Origin of the sequence: Mesorhizobium sp. M7A.F.Ca.ET.027.02.1.1 (assembly GCF_004022985.1) — a bacterium.
Taxonomy (GTDB): Bacteria; Pseudomonadota; Alphaproteobacteria; order Rhizobiales; family Rhizobiaceae; genus Mesorhizobium.
Genome location: NZ_RZOL01000097.1, coordinates 1 through 17240, shown reverse-complemented (window position 1 = coordinate 17240; position 17240 = coordinate 1). Strand labels below are relative to the sequence as shown.

18 protein-coding genes are annotated in these 17240 nt (G+C 62.9%); 16 read left to right on the top strand and 2 right to left on the bottom strand.

All coding sequences use genetic code 11. From position 1 onward, the window contains the following. From EN749_RS13520 to EN749_RS13470, 11 genes are all read left to right on the top strand, one after another. The coding region (locus EN749_RS13520; RefSeq protein ID WP_189367503.1) for an SPOR domain-containing protein at positions 1-549 on the top strand (549 nt) is incomplete at its 5' end. Positions 550-681: 132 nt separating this feature from the next. Continuing rightward, complete coding sequence (nagZ, locus tag EN749_RS13515; protein WP_128363306.1) at positions 682-1701, top strand: beta-N-acetylhexosaminidase; 1020 nt, start codon at positions 682-684, stop codon at positions 1699-1701. Between the two features lie 61 nt (positions 1702-1762). Beyond that, on the top strand, positions 1763-2563 hold the full coding sequence (locus EN749_RS13510; protein WP_128363307.1) for a ScpA family protein: 801 nt from the start codon (positions 1763-1765) through the stop codon (positions 2561-2563). Next, complete coding sequence (scpB, locus tag EN749_RS13505; protein ID WP_128363305.1) at positions 2560-3324, top strand: SMC-Scp complex subunit ScpB; 765 nt, start codon at positions 2560-2562, stop codon at positions 3322-3324. Before EN749_RS13510 ends, scpB begins: the two co-directional genes overlap by 4 nt. 169 nt (positions 3325-3493) lie before the next feature. Beyond that, complete coding sequence (locus tag EN749_RS13500; RefSeq protein ID WP_128363304.1) at positions 3494-3715, top strand: twin-arginine translocase TatA/TatE family subunit; 222 nt, start codon at positions 3494-3496, stop codon at positions 3713-3715. A 29-nt stretch (positions 3716-3744) separates the two neighbouring features. After that, positions 3745-4536 (top strand): Sec-independent protein translocase protein TatB, encoded by a 792-nt coding sequence (gene tatB / locus EN749_RS13495; protein ID WP_128363303.1) that lies wholly within the window; start codon positions 3745-3747, stop codon positions 4534-4536. Then, entirely contained in the window at positions 4533-5408 is an 876-nt protein-coding gene (gene tatC / locus EN749_RS13490; RefSeq protein WP_127320714.1) for a twin-arginine translocase subunit TatC, read from the top strand. The genes tatB and tatC overlap by 4 nt, the downstream gene beginning before the upstream one ends. Before the next feature lie 196 nt (positions 5409-5604). Further along, the gene (serS, locus tag EN749_RS13485) at positions 5605-6909 is read left to right on the top strand and encodes a serine--tRNA ligase (protein WP_128363302.1); all 1305 of its coding nucleotides are present in this window, start codon (positions 5605-5607) and stop codon (positions 6907-6909) included. Then, on the top strand, positions 6909-7667 hold the full coding sequence (gene surE / locus EN749_RS13480) for a 5'/3'-nucleotidase SurE (RefSeq protein ID WP_128363301.1): 759 nt from the start codon (positions 6909-6911) through the stop codon (positions 7665-7667). The genes serS and surE overlap by 1 nt, the downstream gene beginning before the upstream one ends. Then, positions 7664-8317, top strand: a complete 654-nt coding sequence (locus EN749_RS13475; RefSeq protein ID WP_128363300.1) for a protein-L-isoaspartate(D-aspartate) O-methyltransferase — start codon at positions 7664-7666, stop codon at positions 8315-8317. Before surE ends, EN749_RS13475 begins: the two co-directional genes overlap by 4 nt. A gap of 202 nt (positions 8318-8519) precedes the next feature. Beyond that, a complete protein-coding gene (locus EN749_RS13470; RefSeq protein ID WP_127267602.1) occupies positions 8520-10031 on the top strand; it encodes a peptidoglycan DD-metalloendopeptidase family protein in 1512 nt (503 codons plus the stop codon). A 113-nt stretch (positions 10032-10144) separates the two neighbouring features. Here EN749_RS13470 and EN749_RS13465 read toward each other — a convergent pair whose 3' ends face one another. Beyond that, entirely contained in the window at positions 10145-11035 is an 891-nt protein-coding gene (locus EN749_RS13465) for an NAD-dependent epimerase/dehydratase family protein (protein ID WP_128363299.1), read from the bottom strand. 112 nt (positions 11036-11147) lie between these two features. Here EN749_RS13465 and EN749_RS13460 point away from each other — a divergent pair, with 112 nt between their 5' ends. Then, positions 11148-11966: an AraC family transcriptional regulator gene (locus tag EN749_RS13460; protein ID WP_127398893.1), complete on the top strand. Its 819-nt coding sequence runs from the start codon at positions 11148-11150 to the stop codon at positions 11964-11966. 39 nt (positions 11967-12005) lie between these two features. Here EN749_RS13460 and EN749_RS13455 read toward each other — a convergent pair whose 3' ends face one another. Next, positions 12006-12881, bottom strand: coding sequence for an ATP-binding protein (locus EN749_RS13455; RefSeq protein WP_128363298.1), 876 nt, complete (start codon positions 12879-12881; stop codon positions 12006-12008). A gap of 276 nt (positions 12882-13157) precedes the next feature. On the opposite strand from EN749_RS13455, the gene yajC reads away from it, so the two are divergent. The 4 genes from yajC to EN749_RS13435 all read left to right on the top strand — a co-directional run. Further along, positions 13158-13496 (top strand): preprotein translocase subunit YajC, encoded by a 339-nt coding sequence (yajC, locus tag EN749_RS13450; RefSeq protein ID WP_127270542.1) that lies wholly within the window; start codon positions 13158-13160, stop codon positions 13494-13496. A 51-nt stretch (positions 13497-13547) separates the two neighbouring features. Next, positions 13548-16097, top strand: coding sequence for a protein translocase subunit SecDF (gene secDF, locus EN749_RS13445; protein WP_128289442.1), 2550 nt, complete (start codon positions 13548-13550; stop codon positions 16095-16097). A 25-nt stretch (positions 16098-16122) separates the two neighbouring features. Next, a complete protein-coding gene (locus EN749_RS13440) occupies positions 16123-16515 on the top strand; it encodes an Mth938-like domain-containing protein (protein ID WP_128363297.1) in 393 nt (130 codons plus the stop codon). A gap of 1 nt (position 16516) precedes the next feature. After that, a partial coding sequence (locus tag EN749_RS13435; protein WP_189367499.1) for a phytoene/squalene synthase family protein occupies positions 16517-17240 on the top strand: 724 nt, incomplete at its 3' end.

Below are 17240 nucleotides of genomic sequence, written 5' to 3'. Positions count from 1 at the left end.
GCAGTGCCCGCCGCGCCGCTAGTGGCCGCCACCGAGCCGGTCGATCCGGCGCCGCAGCATGTTGCTCCGGCGGCGCAAGCCGACGCGGACCAGACCGGCACCGTGGCGCCTGCCGCCGCCCAAGCGGACGACGAGCCGGCCCTCAAGCCGGTCGCCAAGCCGAAAGCCGAGGCCCAATCGGCGAACACGCCGGCAAAGGTTCCGCTCGCGCCGCAGCGTCCGTCCGACCAGCCGGTCGATGTTGTCGGCGAGGTCAAGCCCGATCAGGTTGCGTCCATAGATCCGGCATCGACCGCGGCCGGCGGTGGCTCGTGGTCGATGCAGATCGCCTCGCAGCCGACCGTCGAAAGCGCCCAGTCCAGCTATCAGGATCTGCAGCGCCGCTATGGCAGTGTGCTTGCCGGGCGTACCGCCAACATCGTCAAGGCCGAGATCGCCGGCAAAGGCACGTTCTACCGCGTGCGCGTTCCGGCCCAGTCACGCAATGACGCGATCAATTTGTGCACCAGCTACAAGGCCGCCGGCGGCAACTGCTTCGTCTCGCGCTAAAGCCGGGGCCAACCATCAAAAGCCGGCGCGGTCCACCGCGCCGGCTTTTTTCGTGGGGAAAGCAGATCCGGCGTTATCCCGGATGAATCCCTGGCGATTCCCTTTGATCGCACAAAGCCCTAAACTGCGGACATGACCGAATCAAAATCCATGATCCTCGGCTGTGCCGGGAAATCGCTTACCCGCGAAGAAATCAATTTCTATCGCAATGAATGCCCGTGGGCCTTCATCCTGTTTGCGCGCAACATTGGCGAGACCGAACAGATCCGCGATCTGGTCGCCGAGATGCGGGACTGCATAGGGCGTCCGGACGCGCTGGTGTTCATCGATCAGGAAGGCGGCCGTGTGCAGCGCTTGCGACCGCCGCTGGCACCGAACTATCCCGCCGGTGGCGCGCTCGGCGCGCTGTGGCGCGACGATCATGATGCCGGCGCCCGCGCGGCCTGGCTGATGGCGCGGCTGCATGCCTTCGACCTGCTGCGCTACGGCATCACAGCCGATTGCCTGCCGGTGCTCGACGTGCCGATCGAGGGCGCCAGCGATGTCATCGGCGCGCGGGCCTATGGCAAGGATCCGCGACCGGTGATCGAGCTCGGCCGCGCAGCCGCGGAAGGGCTGATGTCGGGCGGCGTGCTGCCGGTCATGAAGCATATTCCGGGCCATGGACGTGCCTTTGCCGACACGCATTTCGAACTGCCGGTGGTCAATGCCTCGCTCAGCGATCTGCAGCGGCATGATTTCGCCCCGTTCAAGGAGCTTAGCCATCTGCCGATGGCGATGACAGCCCATGTCGTCTACAGCGCGATCGACCCCAACAATCCGGCGACCACCTCCGGCAAGGTCATCGATGAGATCATCCGGCGCGAAATCGGTTTCGACGGACTGCTGATGAGCGACGACACCTCGATGAAGGCACTTTCTGGGGATTTCCCGACAAAGGCGGCATCGATCCTTGCGGCGGGCTGCGATCTGGTCCTTCACTGCAACGGCGTTTTCGAGGAGATGGCCGGCATCGCATCGCGCACCACAGGGCTTGAGGACACGTCGCTGGAGCGCGCCAAGCGGGCGCTGACCTATATAAAGAACCGTGACACGGTCGAAGAGACCGAAATACGCGCCGAATTCGCCACCTACTTCGATGCGGTGGCATAGCAAAGGGAAAGTGACAGGAGTGGCGGAGACATTGGAAAGCAAGGCCTCGAAGGCCGCACCGATGGACCGTCTGTGGGCCGAGAATGACGATTCACGCGTTACCGGCGACCCGTCGCTGGTTGTCGACGTGGCCGGCTTCGAAGGTCCGCTCGATCTTCTGCTGCATCTTGCCCGCACCCAGAAGGTCGATCTGGCTCGCATTTCGATCCTGGCGCTGGTCGAGCAATATCTGACCTTTGTCGAGACGGCGAGGGCGCTCAGGCTGGAGCTTGCCGCCGACTATCTGGTGATGGCGGCGTGGCTGGCCTTCCTCAAGTCCAAGCTCCTGATCCCCAAGCAACCCGGCGACGAGGGCGAAAGCGGTGAGGAACTGGCGGCGGTGCTGCAGTTCCGCCTGAAGCGGCTGGAAGCCATGCGCGACGCCTCGGCGCGTCTGGTCAACCGCAACCGGCTCGGCCGCGATGTGTTCGCGCGCGGCATGCCGGAAATGGTCATCGTCGAAAAGCGTAACGCCTATTCGGCCTCGCTCTACGATCTCTTGACCGCCTATGCCCAGCAACGCCAGAAGCAGGCGATCAACAATGTGACGATCGCCAGGCGCGGTGTCTGGTCGCTCAAGGATGCGCGCGACATCCTGACCTGCCTGGTCGGGGCTGCAAGGGACTGGACGGCGCTGGAAAGTTTTCTGATCGCATACATGACCAGCCCCGAGGAGCGGCGCACAGCAATCGCCAGTTCTTTCGCGGCAACATTGGAACTGGTGCGCGACGGCACGATGGACGTGCGGCAGGATCAGACGTTCGCGCCGATCTACCTGCGCGGGCGCACGCAGGCAATCAAGGCAGTCGAGGTGGCATCATGAGCGAACGCGCCAACGCTTCGGTTATCCCGTTCAAGGTCGGCGATGCACCCGAAGAGGAGTCGCTTTCCCAGGATCCGGCCGAGCAGCTACAGAACCCGGCCGAGCGGCTGCATCTGGCCGAGGCCGTGCGCATGGCCGAGGCGATCGTGTTCGCCAGCGCCGAACCCGTCAGCGAAAAGCAGCTCGCGGCACGCCTCCCTGACGGCATCAACGTTGCCCTGGCCATGGCCGAGCTGCAGCAGATCTATGCGCGGCGCGGCGTCAATCTGGTGCGTGTCGGCGACGCCTGGGCGTTCCGCACCGCCGGCGACCTGGCTTTCCTGATGAGCCGCGATACCGTCCAGCAAAGGAAGCTCTCCCGCGCGGCTCTCGAAGTGCTGGCGATCATTGCCTATCACCAGCCGGTGACGCGTGCCGAGATCGAGGACATCCGCGGCGTCGAAACCTCGAAAGGTACGCTCGACACGCTGCTGGAAACGGAATGGGTGCGCATGCGCGGCCGGCGAAAGACGCCCGGACGCCCTGTGACCTACGGCACGACGGAGACCTTCCTCGACCATTTCGCGCTGGAAGAGATTCGCGATCTTCCTGGCATGGAGGAACTGAAGGGGGCTGGACTGCTTTCGGGCCGCATGCCGTTGAATTTCTCCATTCCGCAGCCGCCGGCCGATCCCGACGCATTGACCGACGACGAGGATGCGCTGACCGATATCGATCTCGAGGAACTCGGCCTGCTGACGCCGCGCGTCACGGAAGATTGACTGGCATTGGCGACCAACTTGATGAGGATGCGCGGATTCGTAGCGGGCGTTCCCGTCGAAAATGCGTGACATCCGTCACCCTTTCATAAACTCTGTCGCAGTTGTGTTTGAATCCCAACGCGAAAACGCATAGATCATCGCCAGGGAAAACATTCGAGAGAGATTTGCTATGGGTTCATTTTCGATTTGGCATTGGCTGATCGTGTTGGTGATCGTGCTTTTGGTGTTCGGCCGCGGCAAGATTCCCGAGCTGATGGGCGATATGGCCAAGGGTATCAAGAGCTTCAAGAAGGGCATGGCCGACGACGAGGTTGCCGAAGACAAGCGCACCGTCGAACATCGTGCCGACGAGACCGTTGCGGGCGCGAAGGAAAAGGCCAGCAAGAGCTGAGCCCAAGGTTCTAGTCGGAACAGAGTGCCATGTTTGAAGTCGGCTGGACCGAAATGCTGGTCATCGCGATCGTCATGATCGTGGTCGTCGGACCCAAGGATTTGCCCAATATGCTGCGCACCTTCGGCCGCACGACGGCGAAGCTGCGCGCCATGGCGTCCGATTTCCAGAAACAGTTCAACGAGGCGCTGAAGGAAGCCGAGCTCGACGACGTCAAGAAGTCCGTCGACGAGCTCAGGGGCATGAGCCCGATGGCTGAGATCAGGAAGCAGCTCAATCCGTTCGAACAGGCCGCGGCCGACGTTCGCTCCGGCGTCGATGCGGCGATGAAGCCGAAGCCGGCAGCCGATCCGGCAAGCTCTGTCGCTTCGACCCCGCAAGCGGCCGAGCCGTTGAAGAACGGTGCAACGACCATGCCTGGCGTCAACGGGCCGGAAGCAGCGCCGGTTTTTCCGGCAATGACCGACGAATCGGTGGTGAACTCGTCAGCGCCGGCGGAACCCGTTGCGGCGCCGAAGGCGTCCGCGGCGAAGAAACCAGCCAAGCCTGCACCGGCAAAAGCGACGCCGGCTGCAAAAGCTTCGGCAAATGGTGCAAAGGTTGCCGAGAAGGCAGCGTCTGCGTCCAAGACGCAGGCGAAGGCTGTGACGGCGGCACAGGCTGAAACGCCCAGGGCCAAGACGCCCGCTGCGGCCAAGGCTGTCGCGGCCAAGACTGTAGCGACCAAGACTGTAGCGACCAAGATGGGGGCGAAAGCCGAACCGAAGCTTGCAGCGGTGAAGAAGCCGGTGGCCAAGAAGACGGCGGGAGCCGCCAAGTGAGCGTTTCGGACACCGAAAAGGACGAGATCGAGAAATCGTCGGCGCCGCTGATGGAGCATCTGATCGAGTTGCGCCGGCGGCTGATCTGGTCGCTGGGCGGCTTCTTCGTTGCCTTCCTGGTCTGTTTCTTCTTCGCCAAGAAGCTGTTCAACCTTCTGGTCGTGCCGTTCAAATGGGCGACGCAGTGGGCAGGGCTCGATCCGCACAAGGTCGAGCTGATCTACACGGCGCCTCAGGAATTCTTCTTCACCCAGGTCAAGCTCGCCATGTTCGGCGGCATGGTGATCGCCTTTCCGCTGATCGCCACGCAGATCTACAAGTTCATCGCGCCCGGCCTGTACAAGAACGAGCGCAACGCCTTCCTGCCGTTCCTGATCGCATCGCCGATCCTGTTCCTGATGGGCGCATCGCTGGTCTATTTCTTCTTCACGCCGATGGTGATGTGGTTCTTCCTCGCCATGCAGCAGGCCGGCACCGACGATCAGGTGCAGATTTCGCTGCTGCCGAAAGTGTCGGAATATCTCAGCCTGATCATGACGCTGATCTTCTCCTTCGGCCTGGTGTTCCAGCTGCCGGTGGTGACCAGCCTGATGACACGGGTCGGCATGCTCTCGTCCAAGGGACTGGCCGAGAAGCGCAAATGGGCGATCGTCATTGCCTTCGTCGTCGCGGCGATACTGACGCCGCCCGATCCGATGAGTCAGATCGGCCTGGCCATCCCGACCATCCTTCTCTACGAGGTGTCCATCTGGGCTGCCCGGCTGATCGAGCGCGATCGGGAAAAGCAGCGCGTGGCACGCGAGAAGCAGGACGCGGCGGAAGAGGTGGCGGACAAAGCACCGGACGAGCCCCCGGCACCTGCCTCCTCATAGGCGACAGAGCGGCTGCAGCGGCGGAAAAACACAGTCGTCGCCCCGTCCTCTTGCATCGATCTCGGATGCGGTTTACGCCCTCTGGCTGAAACGCATCGCGCTCAAAGCGATGCGTTTCAGTTTTGTTTTGAGCATGCCGTTGTCCCAAATCGCTGTGCACTTTTGGGCGACATGCTACCCAGGAGCGTTTCAAACCATGCTTGACATCAAATGGATTCGCGACAACCCGAAGGCCCTTGTCGAGGCGCTGGTGAAGCGCTCGTGGTCGGCCGGTGAGGCGCAGTCCATGGTCGACGGACTGATCGCCTCGGACGAGGCCCGGCGCGAGCACGTCACCGAGCTGCAGACCAAGCAGGAGCGCCGCAATGCCGCGTCGAAGGAGATCGGCAACGCCATGCGTTCGGGCGATGCCGCCCTGGCCGAGACGCTGAAATCCGAAGTCGGGGAGATCAAGGTCTTCATCCAGAACGGCGAGGCGCGCGAACGCGAGCTCGACAAGGCGCTGAACGACGCGCTGGCGGTGCTGCCCAACGTACCATTTGACGACGTGCCTGTCGGCAAGGACGAGCATGACAATGTCGTCAAGCACATCGTCGGCAAGGTGCCGACGCGGCCGAACTGGGTGAAGGAGCACTTTGAGATCGGCGAAGCGCTCGGCATGATGGATTTCGAGCGCGCGGCAAAGCTGTCGGGCTCGCGCTTTACGGTGCTGAAAAGCGGACTGGCCCGGATGGAACGTGCGCTCGGCCAGTTCATGCTGGACCTGCATACGACCGAACATGGCTACGAAGAAGTCATCCCGCCGTTGATGGTCAAGGACGATGTTCTGTTCGGCACCAACCAATTGCCGAAGTTCGAGGAAGATCTGTTCTTCGCGCCGCACGGGGAGGGCAGGCTTGGCCTGATTCCCACCGCCGAGGTCCCACTCACCAACCTTGTGCGTGAAGAAATCACCGCGCATGAAAAACTGCCGCTGCGCTACACCGCGCTGACGCCGTGCTTCCGCTCGGAAGCGGGTTCGGCCGGGCGCGACACGCGCGGCATGCTGCGCCAGCATCAGTTCTACAAGGTCGAGCTGGTGTCGATCACGGACCAGGAATCGTCACTTGCCGAGCATGAGCGGATGACGCAATGCGCCGAGGAAGTGCTGAAGCGGCTCGGCCTGCCGTTCCGCACCATGACGCTGTGCACCGGCGACATGGGCTTTGGCGCGCGCAAGACCTACGACATCGAGGTCTGGCTGCCCGGCCAGAACGCCTATCGCGAGATCTCGTCCTGCTCGGTGTGCGGCGATTTCCAGGCGCGCCGCATGGACGCCCGCTACAAGGATAGAGACGGCAAGGGCAACCGCTTCGTCCACACGCTCAACGGTTCGGGCACCGCCGTTGGCCGCGCTCTCATCGCTGTCATCGAAAACTACCAGAATGAGGATGGCAGCGTAACCATTCCTGAAGTGCTGCGGCCTTACATGGGCGGCCTGGAAAAGATCGAAGCGAAATAATGCGCATCCTCCTGACCAATGACGACGGCATTCATGCCGAGGGCCTGGCGTCGCTCGAACGCGTCGCGCGCACGCTGTCCGACGATGTCTGGGTGGTGGCGCCGGAGCAGGACCAGTCCGGCTACGCGCATTCGCTGTCGATCTCGGAGCCGCTGCGGCTGCGCAAGATCGGCGAGAAGCATTTCGCCGTGCGCGGCACGCCGACCGATTGCGTCATCATGGGCGTCAAGAAGATCCTGCCCGGCGCGCCCGACCTGATCCTGTCCGGCATCAATTCCGGCGCCAACATCGCCGACGACGTCACTTACTCCGGCACTGTTGCCGGCGCCATGGAAGGCGCACTGCTCGGCATCCGCTCGATCGCGCTCAGCCAGGGTTACAGCTATGTCGGCGAAGATCGCGTCGTCCCTTACGAGACGACCGAGGCGCTGGCGCCGGCATTGCTGAAGAAGCTGGTCGCGACGCCGTTGCCCGACGGCGTGCTGCTAAACGTCAATTTTCCCAATTGCACGCCCGAAGAGGTCGCCGGCACGGTGGTCACCACGCAAGGCAAGCTCGTGCACTCCCTGTGGGTCGACGAGCGCCGCGACGGGCGCGGCCTGCCATACTACTGGCTGCGCTTCGGCGGCGAGCCGGTCGAGGGCAAGCAAGGCACCGATCTCTACGCCTTGCGCAACAGGCTGGTGTCGGTGACGCCGCTGCAGCTCGATCTGACCGCGCATGAAATCCGTGACCAATTGAGCAAGGCGCTTGCATGAACCAGGGGATCGATGACCGTGAAGGTTTTGCCGCCTTTCTGCTGCGTCTGCGCGGTCTGGGGACTGTGCCGAAAGCGCTGATCGCGGCCTTCGAGGCGACGCCGCGGCGCGGCTTCCTGGCGGCCCAGTTCCATCAGATCGCCTGGTCGGACCGTATGCTGCCGATCGAATGCGGCGAGGCGATCGAAGGTGCCGACATGCAGGCGGCGGTGATCGCGGCGCTCGCTATCGAGCAGGGCAACCGCGTGCTCGAGATCGGTACCGGCTCGGGCTACACCTCGGCGGTGATGTCGCGGCTGGCGGCGCGGGTCATCACCACCGATCGCTACAAGACGCTCGCCGAGCAGGCCAGGCAGCGCTTCGAGGCGCTCGGCATCGGCAATGTCATCGTGCGCCACGCCGATGGTTCCGGTGGCCTGCCGAATGAAGGGCCGTTCGATCGCATCGTTGCATGGGCGTCCTTCGACAGCCTGCCGCGTTTCCTGCTCGACCAATTGTCGAGTGGCGGCATCGTCATCGCGCCGATCGGCCCCGAAGAGGGCGAACAGGTGCTGGCCAAGCTGACCAAGGTCGGCAGCCGCTTCGAGCGTGAAGACATCGGCCTCGTTCGCCTGCAGCCGATCCTGCGCGGTGTCGCCGCTATCATCTAGCGCGTATGCCGATGATCAGGCCGCGCCGCGTCGGGTGCGCGCCCGTCTTCGGCCCCGGCCGGCATGACCTGAAAATCTCCCCTGGGCTCGCTCTCTAATATTTTAAGAAAAATTGCGCCGGATTCCATGGGGTTAACCGTCGAGTAACATTAACGCGCTTTAATCATGCCTAGTTTGTACCGGGTATGTGCGGGTTAGTGCGATGCAACTCAGTGTTTTGAAGACAAGCGGTCGCAATCTGGCGCGAGGCTGCGCCATACTGATGGTCGCGGGTGCTGCTGCGGGGTGCAGTTCCCAGGTTTCGCGGTTCAATGGCGTCGACGACGTCTTTACATCCTCGACCAACAATCAGCGCACCATCATCAACAAGCAGGATGCCGTACAGCAGCCTTATCCGGGCGATGTCGCCGCCGCTCCGATCGATGGCAGCCATACACAGTCGGTCAGCCGCTCCAGCCTCGATCCGGTCTCGACGCGGCCGCTGCCTCCGCCCGTTGCCCAGGCTCCCGAAGTGGCGCCGGTATCGAAGCCGGTGCGCACCGCATTGGCCCCCGCACCGCATGTCGACAGGACCACGACCGGCACCGTCGCCCCGGTGGCATCGCCTTTCAAGGTTTCGCAACCTGACGAACCCCGCGTGGCTGCTTCCGGCACTCCGCATGCAACCGAGATCGTCGTCAGGGACGGCGAAACGATCGGCGGCCTGGCGCAGCGCTACAAGGTGCCGTCCGACGTGATCATGAAGGTCAACGGGCTGAGCGCGACCAAGGGGCTGAAGACCGGCCAGAAGCTGGTCATCCCGGCCTACGCCTATTCGAGCAAGAGCGAGCCGAAGCTCGCGGATGCCAAGCCGGCGAAAGACACCAAGCACAACCTGCCGGCCACTGCGCCGGACAAGGTCGCCGTCCTGCCGCAGCAGCCGAAGCCTAGGGAGGGCAAATCCACCGCTCAGGTCGACACGTCGGCCGCCGCGAGCCAGCCCAAGGAGCCCAAGCCGCAGGTAGCCGCGGCCAAGGCGACCAATGCAGCTGGCACCTATACGGTTCAGTCGGGCGACACGCTTTCCTCGATTGCCAGGAAAACCGGTGTCGGAGTCGTTGCCATCAAGCAGGCCAACGGCATGCAGGATGGCTTGCTCAAGATCGGCCAGACCCTGAAGGTGCCCGCCGGCGGAACCGCGACCGTCGCCGCCGCCAAGCCGGCCAAGGTCGATCCGGTGACGACGGCCACGACGCAGCCCGCGGCAAAGACCACGCCGTCGGAAACGCTGGCGTCCTACACGCCGCCGAAGAAGGATTCGAAGGTCATCCAGCAGGCCGAGGCCGACGATGCCGTCGCGCCTGACGCCACCGGCATCGGCAAGATGCGCTGGCCGGTGCGCGGTCGCGTGATCTCCGGTTTCGGCTCCGGCAAAGACGGCGTCGACATCGCCGTGCCCTCGGGCACACCGGTCAAGGCAGCCGAGAACGGTGTCGTCATCTATGCCGGCGACGGCCTCAAGGAATTCGGCAACACGGTGCTGGTGCGCCACGAGAATGGCCTGGTCACCGTCTACGGCCACGCCAGCTCGATCGAGGTGCAGCGCGGCCAGAAGGTCAAGCGCGGCCAGGAAATCGCGCTGTCGGGCATGAGCGGCACGACGGACTCGCCGAAGCTGCACTTCGAAGTGCGCAAGAACTCGGCCCCGGTCGATCCCTCGGGTTACCTCGAATAGAAGAAAAAAAGCAATTTGCGGGCCGTCTGACCTCCAGTCCGGCCCGCCGGCTCAGCCCGTTCCGAAAGGAGCGGGCTTTTTCAGTTTCAACGCGACGCGCCAGTCTTCAAGCTTCAAAGACGATCACGCAGAGTGTCGGCGATCATGACGTCAAGGCCGCTGGCCTTGATTCCGAGAAGCGTCTCCGCGTCGGAGGAATCGACCAGCAAGGGATTGTCGAAGAGATAGCTCATCTCGATGAGTTCATGCATGCCCAATGCTTCCATTTCGGGGATGGAATAGGAACGTGTTTCTGGAATTTCACGGTGAAGCATTGCCGCCGTCGTCAGGATGAGTTCCCGGGGTGAGGCGTGTTGCGATGGAGCATGGAACGCCCGTCGCCATTCGCCCGTGTAGCGGGAAGCGGCGACCAGCGTCCTGGCCACGTCCTTCGTGAAGGACCAGGCATGAGTCGCGTCGAGGTTTCCAATGAAAGCAGTCGGCTTCCCCTCGATTATTGAGGGCAGCGCGACCAGTGAGAAAGAGCTGATCGCGCCATGTCCAAGATAATCGCTGGACCGCACTTCGATTGCCGGCACGTCCGCACGGACCGCCCGCTGCCACATGATCGTGCGGGCGGTCCCTTTCTTCGAAGTCGGATCCAGAGACAGGTCGGAGTGAAGCGGGGTATCGGCATGTTTCCCATAGCCATAGAGGTTTCCGAGAACCACAAGCTTCGCGCCGACCGCTTCCGCGGCACGCACGGTGCCGTCGATGATTGGGAAGAAGTCGGTCGGCCACCGGTGATAGGCGGCCATGGCACACATGAAAATGGCGTCGGCGTTTCGGCAGATACGCGCCAGTTCAACGGCATCGGTGGCATCGGCCTGCACCGCCCGGACGTTCCGCAACGCGTTTGAGCCGACACTCCGGCTCGTGAGAACGACATCATGTCCTTCTTCGCCCAGAAGGCGCGCGGTCTCGTGCCCGACCGGGCCTGCTCCGACAACTACATAAAAACTCATGGCTAACCTCTCGTCCAAGCTCGATGGAGAGGCGTAGGTACATGTCCATGGCATTGAAAATCGCGCGGGAATTGCCAATTCTTGGACAGGTTTTGCCAGGAAGCGAGAGAGCATGCATTCGCAGTCTGTTCCGGCCCGATTTCCGCCCGACGTCACAATGGCCTTCTGGCATATCGAAGCGGGCGTCCATCGTCTCTCCAGGGCGGCCCATCATCGCATCATGGTGCATGCAAGCGCGGCGACGCGTTCCTACTGCAATGAGGTTGGTCGATATTTCGTGAGGCGCGCCGGCGATATTGACCTGGTGCCCGCTGGCCAAGAGGGCGGCTTCGAGACCGAAACCCCGTTCGACACGATCGAGATCGCGTTACAACCAGCCCTGATGGAAAGGGTGGCGGCTGAGCTAGGTGGCAAGGCGCGCGCGTTGCCGCTCGACACACGTCATCTGCTTCGTGATCAGCGCATCCAACATCTCGCCCGTGCACTCGAGAGCGATCTCGGCGCAAACTCACCGAGTGGATCTTTGTTTGCCGACAGCATTGGCGCCGCTCTGGCGGTGAGGCTGCTCGGTCTTGAGAATTCCGATGTCGAGCGAACAAACCGGTTGTCAGATGCCCAGCTCAAGCGCGTGTTGGAGCATATCGAAGCTGGCTTGCACGAGCCCCTTTCAATCCAGCGATTGAGCCGAGTTGCCGGGGCGAGCAGCTCGCACTTGCGGGCTTGGTTCAAGGCGGCGACGGGCATCACCCTGCACCGCTACGTGGTGCGACGTCGCGTCGAACGCGCACGCGCCCTGCTGCAGCGAGGCGATCTCAGCACAAGCGAGGTGGCGGAATTGACGGGCTTTGCGCACCAGTCACATCTGGCGCACTGGATGCGCCGCGAGATCGGCCAAACGCCGCGTGATTTGCGCCGGGCGCAGCCCAAATGATCTTGTCATTGGATGGCGTTGGCGACGCCACCCAACGTGTCAGTCCCTCAGTGGCTTGCCGAGCCGTCCAGCCAGGTCCTGGGTGAACTGCCAGGCGACGCGGCCCGAGCGGCTGCCGCGGGTGGTCGCCCATTCCAGTGCTTCGGCGCGCAGTTGCTCGGGATCCATGACAAGGCCATGGTGCCTGATATAGCCGTCGATCATGTCGAGATATTCATCCTGCGAACATTTGTGGAAGCCGAGCCACAGCCCGAAGCGGTCGGACAGCGACACTTTCTCCTCCACCGCCTCGGACGGGTTGATGGCGGTCGAGCGCTCATTGTCGATCATGTCGCGGGGCAACAGATGGCGGCGGTTCGAGGTGGCGTAGAAGATGACATTGACTGGCCGACCCTCGACGCCGCCTTCGAGCGCTGCCTTGAGCGATTTGTAGGAAGTGTCGTCATGGTCGAAGGAGAGGTCGTCGCAAAACAGGATGAAGCGGAAGGGGGCCGCCTTGAGCAATCCCATCAGCTTCGGCAGCGTGTCGATGTCCTCGCGGTGGATTTCGATCAGCTTCAGCGGCAGGTCGGACTTGGTCTTGGCGTTGATTTCGGCATGCACGGCCTTGACCAGAGACGATTTGCCCATGCCGCGCGCGCCCCACAGCAACACATTGTTGGCTGGGTAGCCGGCGGCGAAGCGTTCGGTGTTGTCGACAAGGATGTCGCGGACGCGGTCGACGCCACGGATCAGGCCGATGTCGACGCGATTGACCTTGCGCACCGGCTCCAGATAGCCCGGATCGGCCTGCCAGACGAAACAATCGGCCTCGCCGAGGTCGGTTTGGGGCACCGGCGGCGGGGCAAGGCGGCTCACCGCCTCGATCAGCCGGTCGAGTTTCTGGTTCAGGGATTCAATGCTGCTGTCGGTCATGACTGTCTTTTGTTTTCGCGTTTTTGATGTCTGGGGGCGTGAAGCTGCCCGATTCCGCCTGATACAAAACCGGTCGCAACCTTTTGTTAGAGCATAATCTTTTGCGGAAACCGGCTCGCGCTTTTCGCGATCATGCTCTAACACGGCTCAACAGGCCGTAAAAGCAGCCGATTTGGCCGGCCGCGCAGTTGCATTGACAACTTTACCGACTATATTCCGGCCAAATTTCAAGGGCCGCCAAATTGGCGGCTGTTTTCAAAAATCAGGAGTACCTCGATGTTCGTGACACCGGCATACGCCCAAGGCGTCGGCGCTTCTCCCGACATGTTCATCAGCATTTTGCCCTTTGTCCTGATTTTCGTGATCATGTATTTTCTGATCATCAGGCCGCAGCGCACGCAGCTGAAGAAGCGCGGCGAGATGCTGGCGGCTGTCCGTCGCGGCGACACGGTCGTCACCGGCGGCGGCTTCGTCGGCAAGGTGACCAAGGTGATCGACGACAACGAGCTCGAGATCGACCTCGGTAACGGCTTGAAGGTGACGGCGCTGCGCTCGACGATCGCCGATGTGCGCGTCAAGGGCGAGCCGGTGGCCAACCAGAACGCCAAGAAATAATCCAATTTTAGGCGGAGCGATCCGCGGACACGCTCTGACGGACGACGCCATATGCTGTATTTTTCGCGCTTCAAGATGATCCTGATCTGGGTGGCCGTGGCCATCACAGTGATCCTCGCCGCGCCCAACCTGTTCTCCGCCAGCACGCTGGCGCAACTGCCCAGCTGGGTGCCGAAGCGGCAGATGACGCTCGGCCTCGACCTGCAGGGTGGTTCGCACATCCTGCTGGAAATGAACCAGAACGATCTGATCAAGGACCGGCTGGAGACGACGCGCGATGAAATCCGCACGATGCTGCGCGACGCCAAGATCGGCTATACCGGCCTTGCCGGGACGGGGCGGACCCTGCAGGTCCGCATCACCGATCCCGCCCAGATCGATGCCGCCAAGACGGCGCTGAAGACGCTGACCGATCCGGTCGCTGCCGGCCTGTTCACCGGCGGCTCCGTCCAGGAAATGACGCTCGACGATTCCGAGCCCGGCCTGCTCAAGTTCAACGTCACCGACGCCGGCATCAAATACCGCACGTCGACCGCGCTGACGCAGTCGATCGAGGTGGTCGAACGCCGCGTCAACGAACTCGGCACCACCGAACCGATCGTGCAGCGGCAGGGCGACGACCGTATCCTTGTCCAGGTGCCGGGTCTTCAGGACCCGCAGAGACTGAAAGAAATCCTCGGCCAGACCGCCAAGCTGACCTTCCAGATGGTCGACCAGTCGATGCCGGTGCAGGACGCGCTCAATGGCCGTCCGCCCGCCGGCTCGTCGGTGCTGTATTCGCAGGACGATCCGCCGGTTCCGTATCTGATCGAAAATCGCGTCATCGTCTCGGGCGAAAACCTCGTTGACGCACAGGCGACATACAATTCGCAGAACAACGAGCCGGTGGTGTCGTTCCGCTTCGATTCGAAAGGGGCGGCGCGCTTCGGTCAGGCCACGGCGCAGAATGTCGGCAAGCTGTTCGCCATTATCCTCGACAATCAGGTGATATCGGCGCCGCAGATCCGCGAGCCGATCCTCGGCGGCACCGGCCAGATTTCCGGCAATTTCACTGCCCAGAGCGCCAATGACCTTGCGGTGCTGCTGCGCGCCGGTGCGTTGCCCGCAACGCTGACGGTCATCGAAGAACGCACGGTGGGTCCGGGCCTTGGCCAGGATTCGATCCATGCCGGCAAGGTCGCCGGCATCATCGGTTCTATCCTCGTCGTCGCCTTCATGTTCGTCGCCTACGGCTTCCTCGGCTTCCTGGCCAACATCGCGCTGGCGGTGCACGTGGCGATGATCGTCGGCGTGCTCTCGTTGCTTGGCGCTACGCTGACCTTGCCTGGTATCGCCGGTATCGTGCTGACCATCGGCATGGCGGTCGATTCCAACGTGCTGATCTATGAACGTATTCGCGAGGAGCGACGCGCCGGCCGCTCCGTGATCCAGGCGATCGATACCGGTTTCACCAAGGCGCTGGCGACCATCGTCGATTCCAACATCACTTCGCTGATCGCCACCGTGGTGCTGTTCTATCTCGGTACCGGGCCGGTGAAGGGCTTTGCCATCACCTACGCCATCGGCATCCTGACCACGGTCTTCACCGCCTTCACCTTCACCCGCCTGCTGGTCTCGATCTGGCTGCGCCGGGCTCGCCCGAAGGAATTGCCGAAGGCACCGGTGACCTTCGTTCCGCCCGGCACCAAGATCCCCTTCATGGGCATCCGTCGCTGGACCTTCACGCTCTCCAGCGCACTGTCGATCCTGTCGGTGGTGCTGTTCATGACCGTCGGCATCAATTACGGCATCGACTTCAAAGGCGGTTCGCTGATCGAGGTGCAGGCCAAGAGCGGCAATGCCGACCTCGCCGACCTCCGTGCGCGGCTGACCGAGCTCAACATCGGCGAAGTTCAGGTGCAGCAGTTCGGTACGCCGAACGACGTGCTGATCCGCGTCGGGACGCAGGATGGTGGCGAGAATGCCGAGCAGACCGTCATCGACAAGGTACGCGGCGAGCTGCAGGACAATTACGATTTCCGCCGCGTCGAAGTGGTCGGACCGACCGTTTCTGGCGAGCTTGCCAAGCAAGGCACGATCGCCATGCTGATCGCGCTGCTTGGCATCCTGGTCTATGTCTGGTTCCGCTTCGAATGGCAGTTCGCGGTCGGCGCCATCGTGGCGACGGTGCACGATGTGGTCATGACGCTCGGCTTCTTCGTCATCACCGGACTGGAGTTCAACCAGTCATCGCTGGCGGCGATCCTGACGATCATCGGCTATTCGCTGAACGATACGATCGTGGTCTATGACCGTGTTCGAGAGGATTTGCGAAAATACAAGCGCATGCCGCTGCCGCAGCTGTTGAACAACGCCATCAACGAGACGCTGTCGAGAACGACGCTGACTTCGGTGACGACGATCCTGGCGCTGCTGGCGCTGGTGCTGTTCGGCGGCGAGGTGATCCGCTCGTTTACGATGGCCATGCTGTTCGGCGTCGTCTTCGGCACCTATTCGTCCATCTTCATCGCCGCACCGCTGCTGATCCTGTTCAAGCTGAGGCCGCAGGCTTCGGCCGACGAGGAGAAGCCGGTCAATGGCGGCAAGGCGGTCGCGACCTGACGCGCCGCCCCGAAGGGGTATAGCGGTGACCGGCAAAGGCATCGTCATCCGCGAGGCGCATTTTCCGGGCCGCGCGCCGATCGAAGCCTATGGCAATGGCGGGTTCCGCTTTGCCGACATGTCGCATCGCGGTTCGCTCATGTGCCTGCCATCCGGCATCCATGGCTGGGAACCGGCTGATCCTCTGGTGCTGACGGTGGCGGATTTCGACAGGCTGCTGGCTGAGGCCGGCAAGGTCGAGATCCTGCTGGTCGGCATGGGCAGGGATCTCCGGCCATTGCCCGCCGCACTGCGAGCCGCGCTGGAGGCTGCCGGCATTGCGTCCGACCCGATGTCGACCGGTGCCGCGGTACGGACCTACAATGTCCTTCTGGCGGAAGAGCGCGCCGTGGCCGCCGCGCTCATCGCCGTCGATTGACATGTCCCAGAATGCCAAAATCGTCATGGACGCGGTGCGCGCCGCCGACCATGACCGCTATCTGACCGCGCTCTACGCGCCCGACGACAAGCGCGACGCGCTGTTTTCGCTCTACGCCTTCAATGCCGAGATCGCAGGAATCCGCGATCGCATCCATGAAGCGCTGCCGGGCGAGGTGAGGCTGCAATGGTGGCGCGATGTCATTGCCGCTGGCGGAGAAGCGGGTGCCGGCCATCCCACAGCCGAAGCCTTGAACGCCACGATAGCGACGTTCGGCCTGCCGAAGCCGGCCTTCGAGAACATGCTCGATGCACGCATCTTCGACCTCTATGACGACCCGATGCCGTCGCGCACTGACCTGGAAGGCTATTGCGGCGAGACTGCTGCCGCGCTCATCCAGCTTGCGGCGATGGTGCTCGATCCCGTCGGGGCGCCGCGCTTTGCCGATCTGGCGGGCAGGGCAGGCTGTGCGCAGGCGATGACCGGCCTGTTGCTGCTGTTGCCGCTGCATCGCCGGCGCGGACAGTGTTTTGTCCCGGCCGATATTTTGGCGGCGGCGGGATCGTCGCCGGAAGAATTCATTGCTGGTGATGGCGGACCCGGCGCCAAACGCGCGGTGGCGGCGATGATGGCGCTGGCACGGGAACATCTTTCCGCCTTCGAGCAAGGCGCACCGACCTTGCCTGTCTCGCTGCGTCCGGCATTCCTGCCGCTCGCCCTGTCAC

Excerpts from the sequence above, each read along its gene's own strand:
- EN749_RS13510 (WP_128363307.1), top strand. The coding sequence starts at position 1,763 with ATGGACCGTCTGTGGGCCGAGAATGACGATTCACGCGTTACCGGCGAC.
- scpB (WP_128363305.1), top strand. The coding sequence starts at position 2,560 with ATGAGCGAACGCGCCAACGCTTCGGTTATCCCGTTCAAGGTCGGCGAT.
- EN749_RS13475 (WP_128363300.1), top strand. The coding sequence starts at position 7,664 with ATGAACCAGGGGATCGATGACCGTGAAGGTTTTGCCGCCTTTCTGCTG.
- EN749_RS13500 (WP_128363304.1), top strand. The coding sequence starts at position 3,494 with ATGGGTTCATTTTCGATTTGGCATTGGCTGATCGTGTTGGTGATCGTG.
- secDF (WP_128289442.1), top strand. The coding sequence starts at position 13,548 with ATGCTGTATTTTTCGCGCTTCAAGATGATCCTGATCTGGGTGGCCGTG.
- EN749_RS13470 (WP_127267602.1), top strand. The coding sequence starts at position 8,520 with ATGCAACTCAGTGTTTTGAAGACAAGCGGTCGCAATCTGGCGCGAGGC.
- yajC (WP_127270542.1), top strand. The coding sequence starts at position 13,158 with ATGTTCGTGACACCGGCATACGCCCAAGGCGTCGGCGCTTCTCCCGAC.
- EN749_RS13455 (WP_128363298.1), bottom strand. The coding sequence starts at position 12,881 with ATGACCGACAGCAGCATTGAATCCCTGAACCAGAAACTCGACCGGCTG.
- nagZ (WP_128363306.1), top strand. The coding sequence starts at position 682 with ATGACCGAATCAAAATCCATGATCCTCGGCTGTGCCGGGAAATCGCTT.
- surE (WP_128363301.1), top strand. The coding sequence starts at position 6,909 with ATGCGCATCCTCCTGACCAATGACGACGGCATTCATGCCGAGGGCCTG.
- serS (WP_128363302.1), top strand. The coding sequence starts at position 5,605 with ATGCTTGACATCAAATGGATTCGCGACAACCCGAAGGCCCTTGTCGAG.
- EN749_RS13465 (WP_128363299.1), bottom strand. The coding sequence starts at position 11,035 with ATGAGTTTTTATGTAGTTGTCGGAGCAGGCCCGGTCGGGCACGAGACC.
- EN749_RS13460 (WP_127398893.1), top strand. The coding sequence starts at position 11,148 with ATGCATTCGCAGTCTGTTCCGGCCCGATTTCCGCCCGACGTCACAATG.
- tatB (WP_128363303.1), top strand. The coding sequence starts at position 3,745 with ATGTTTGAAGTCGGCTGGACCGAAATGCTGGTCATCGCGATCGTCATG.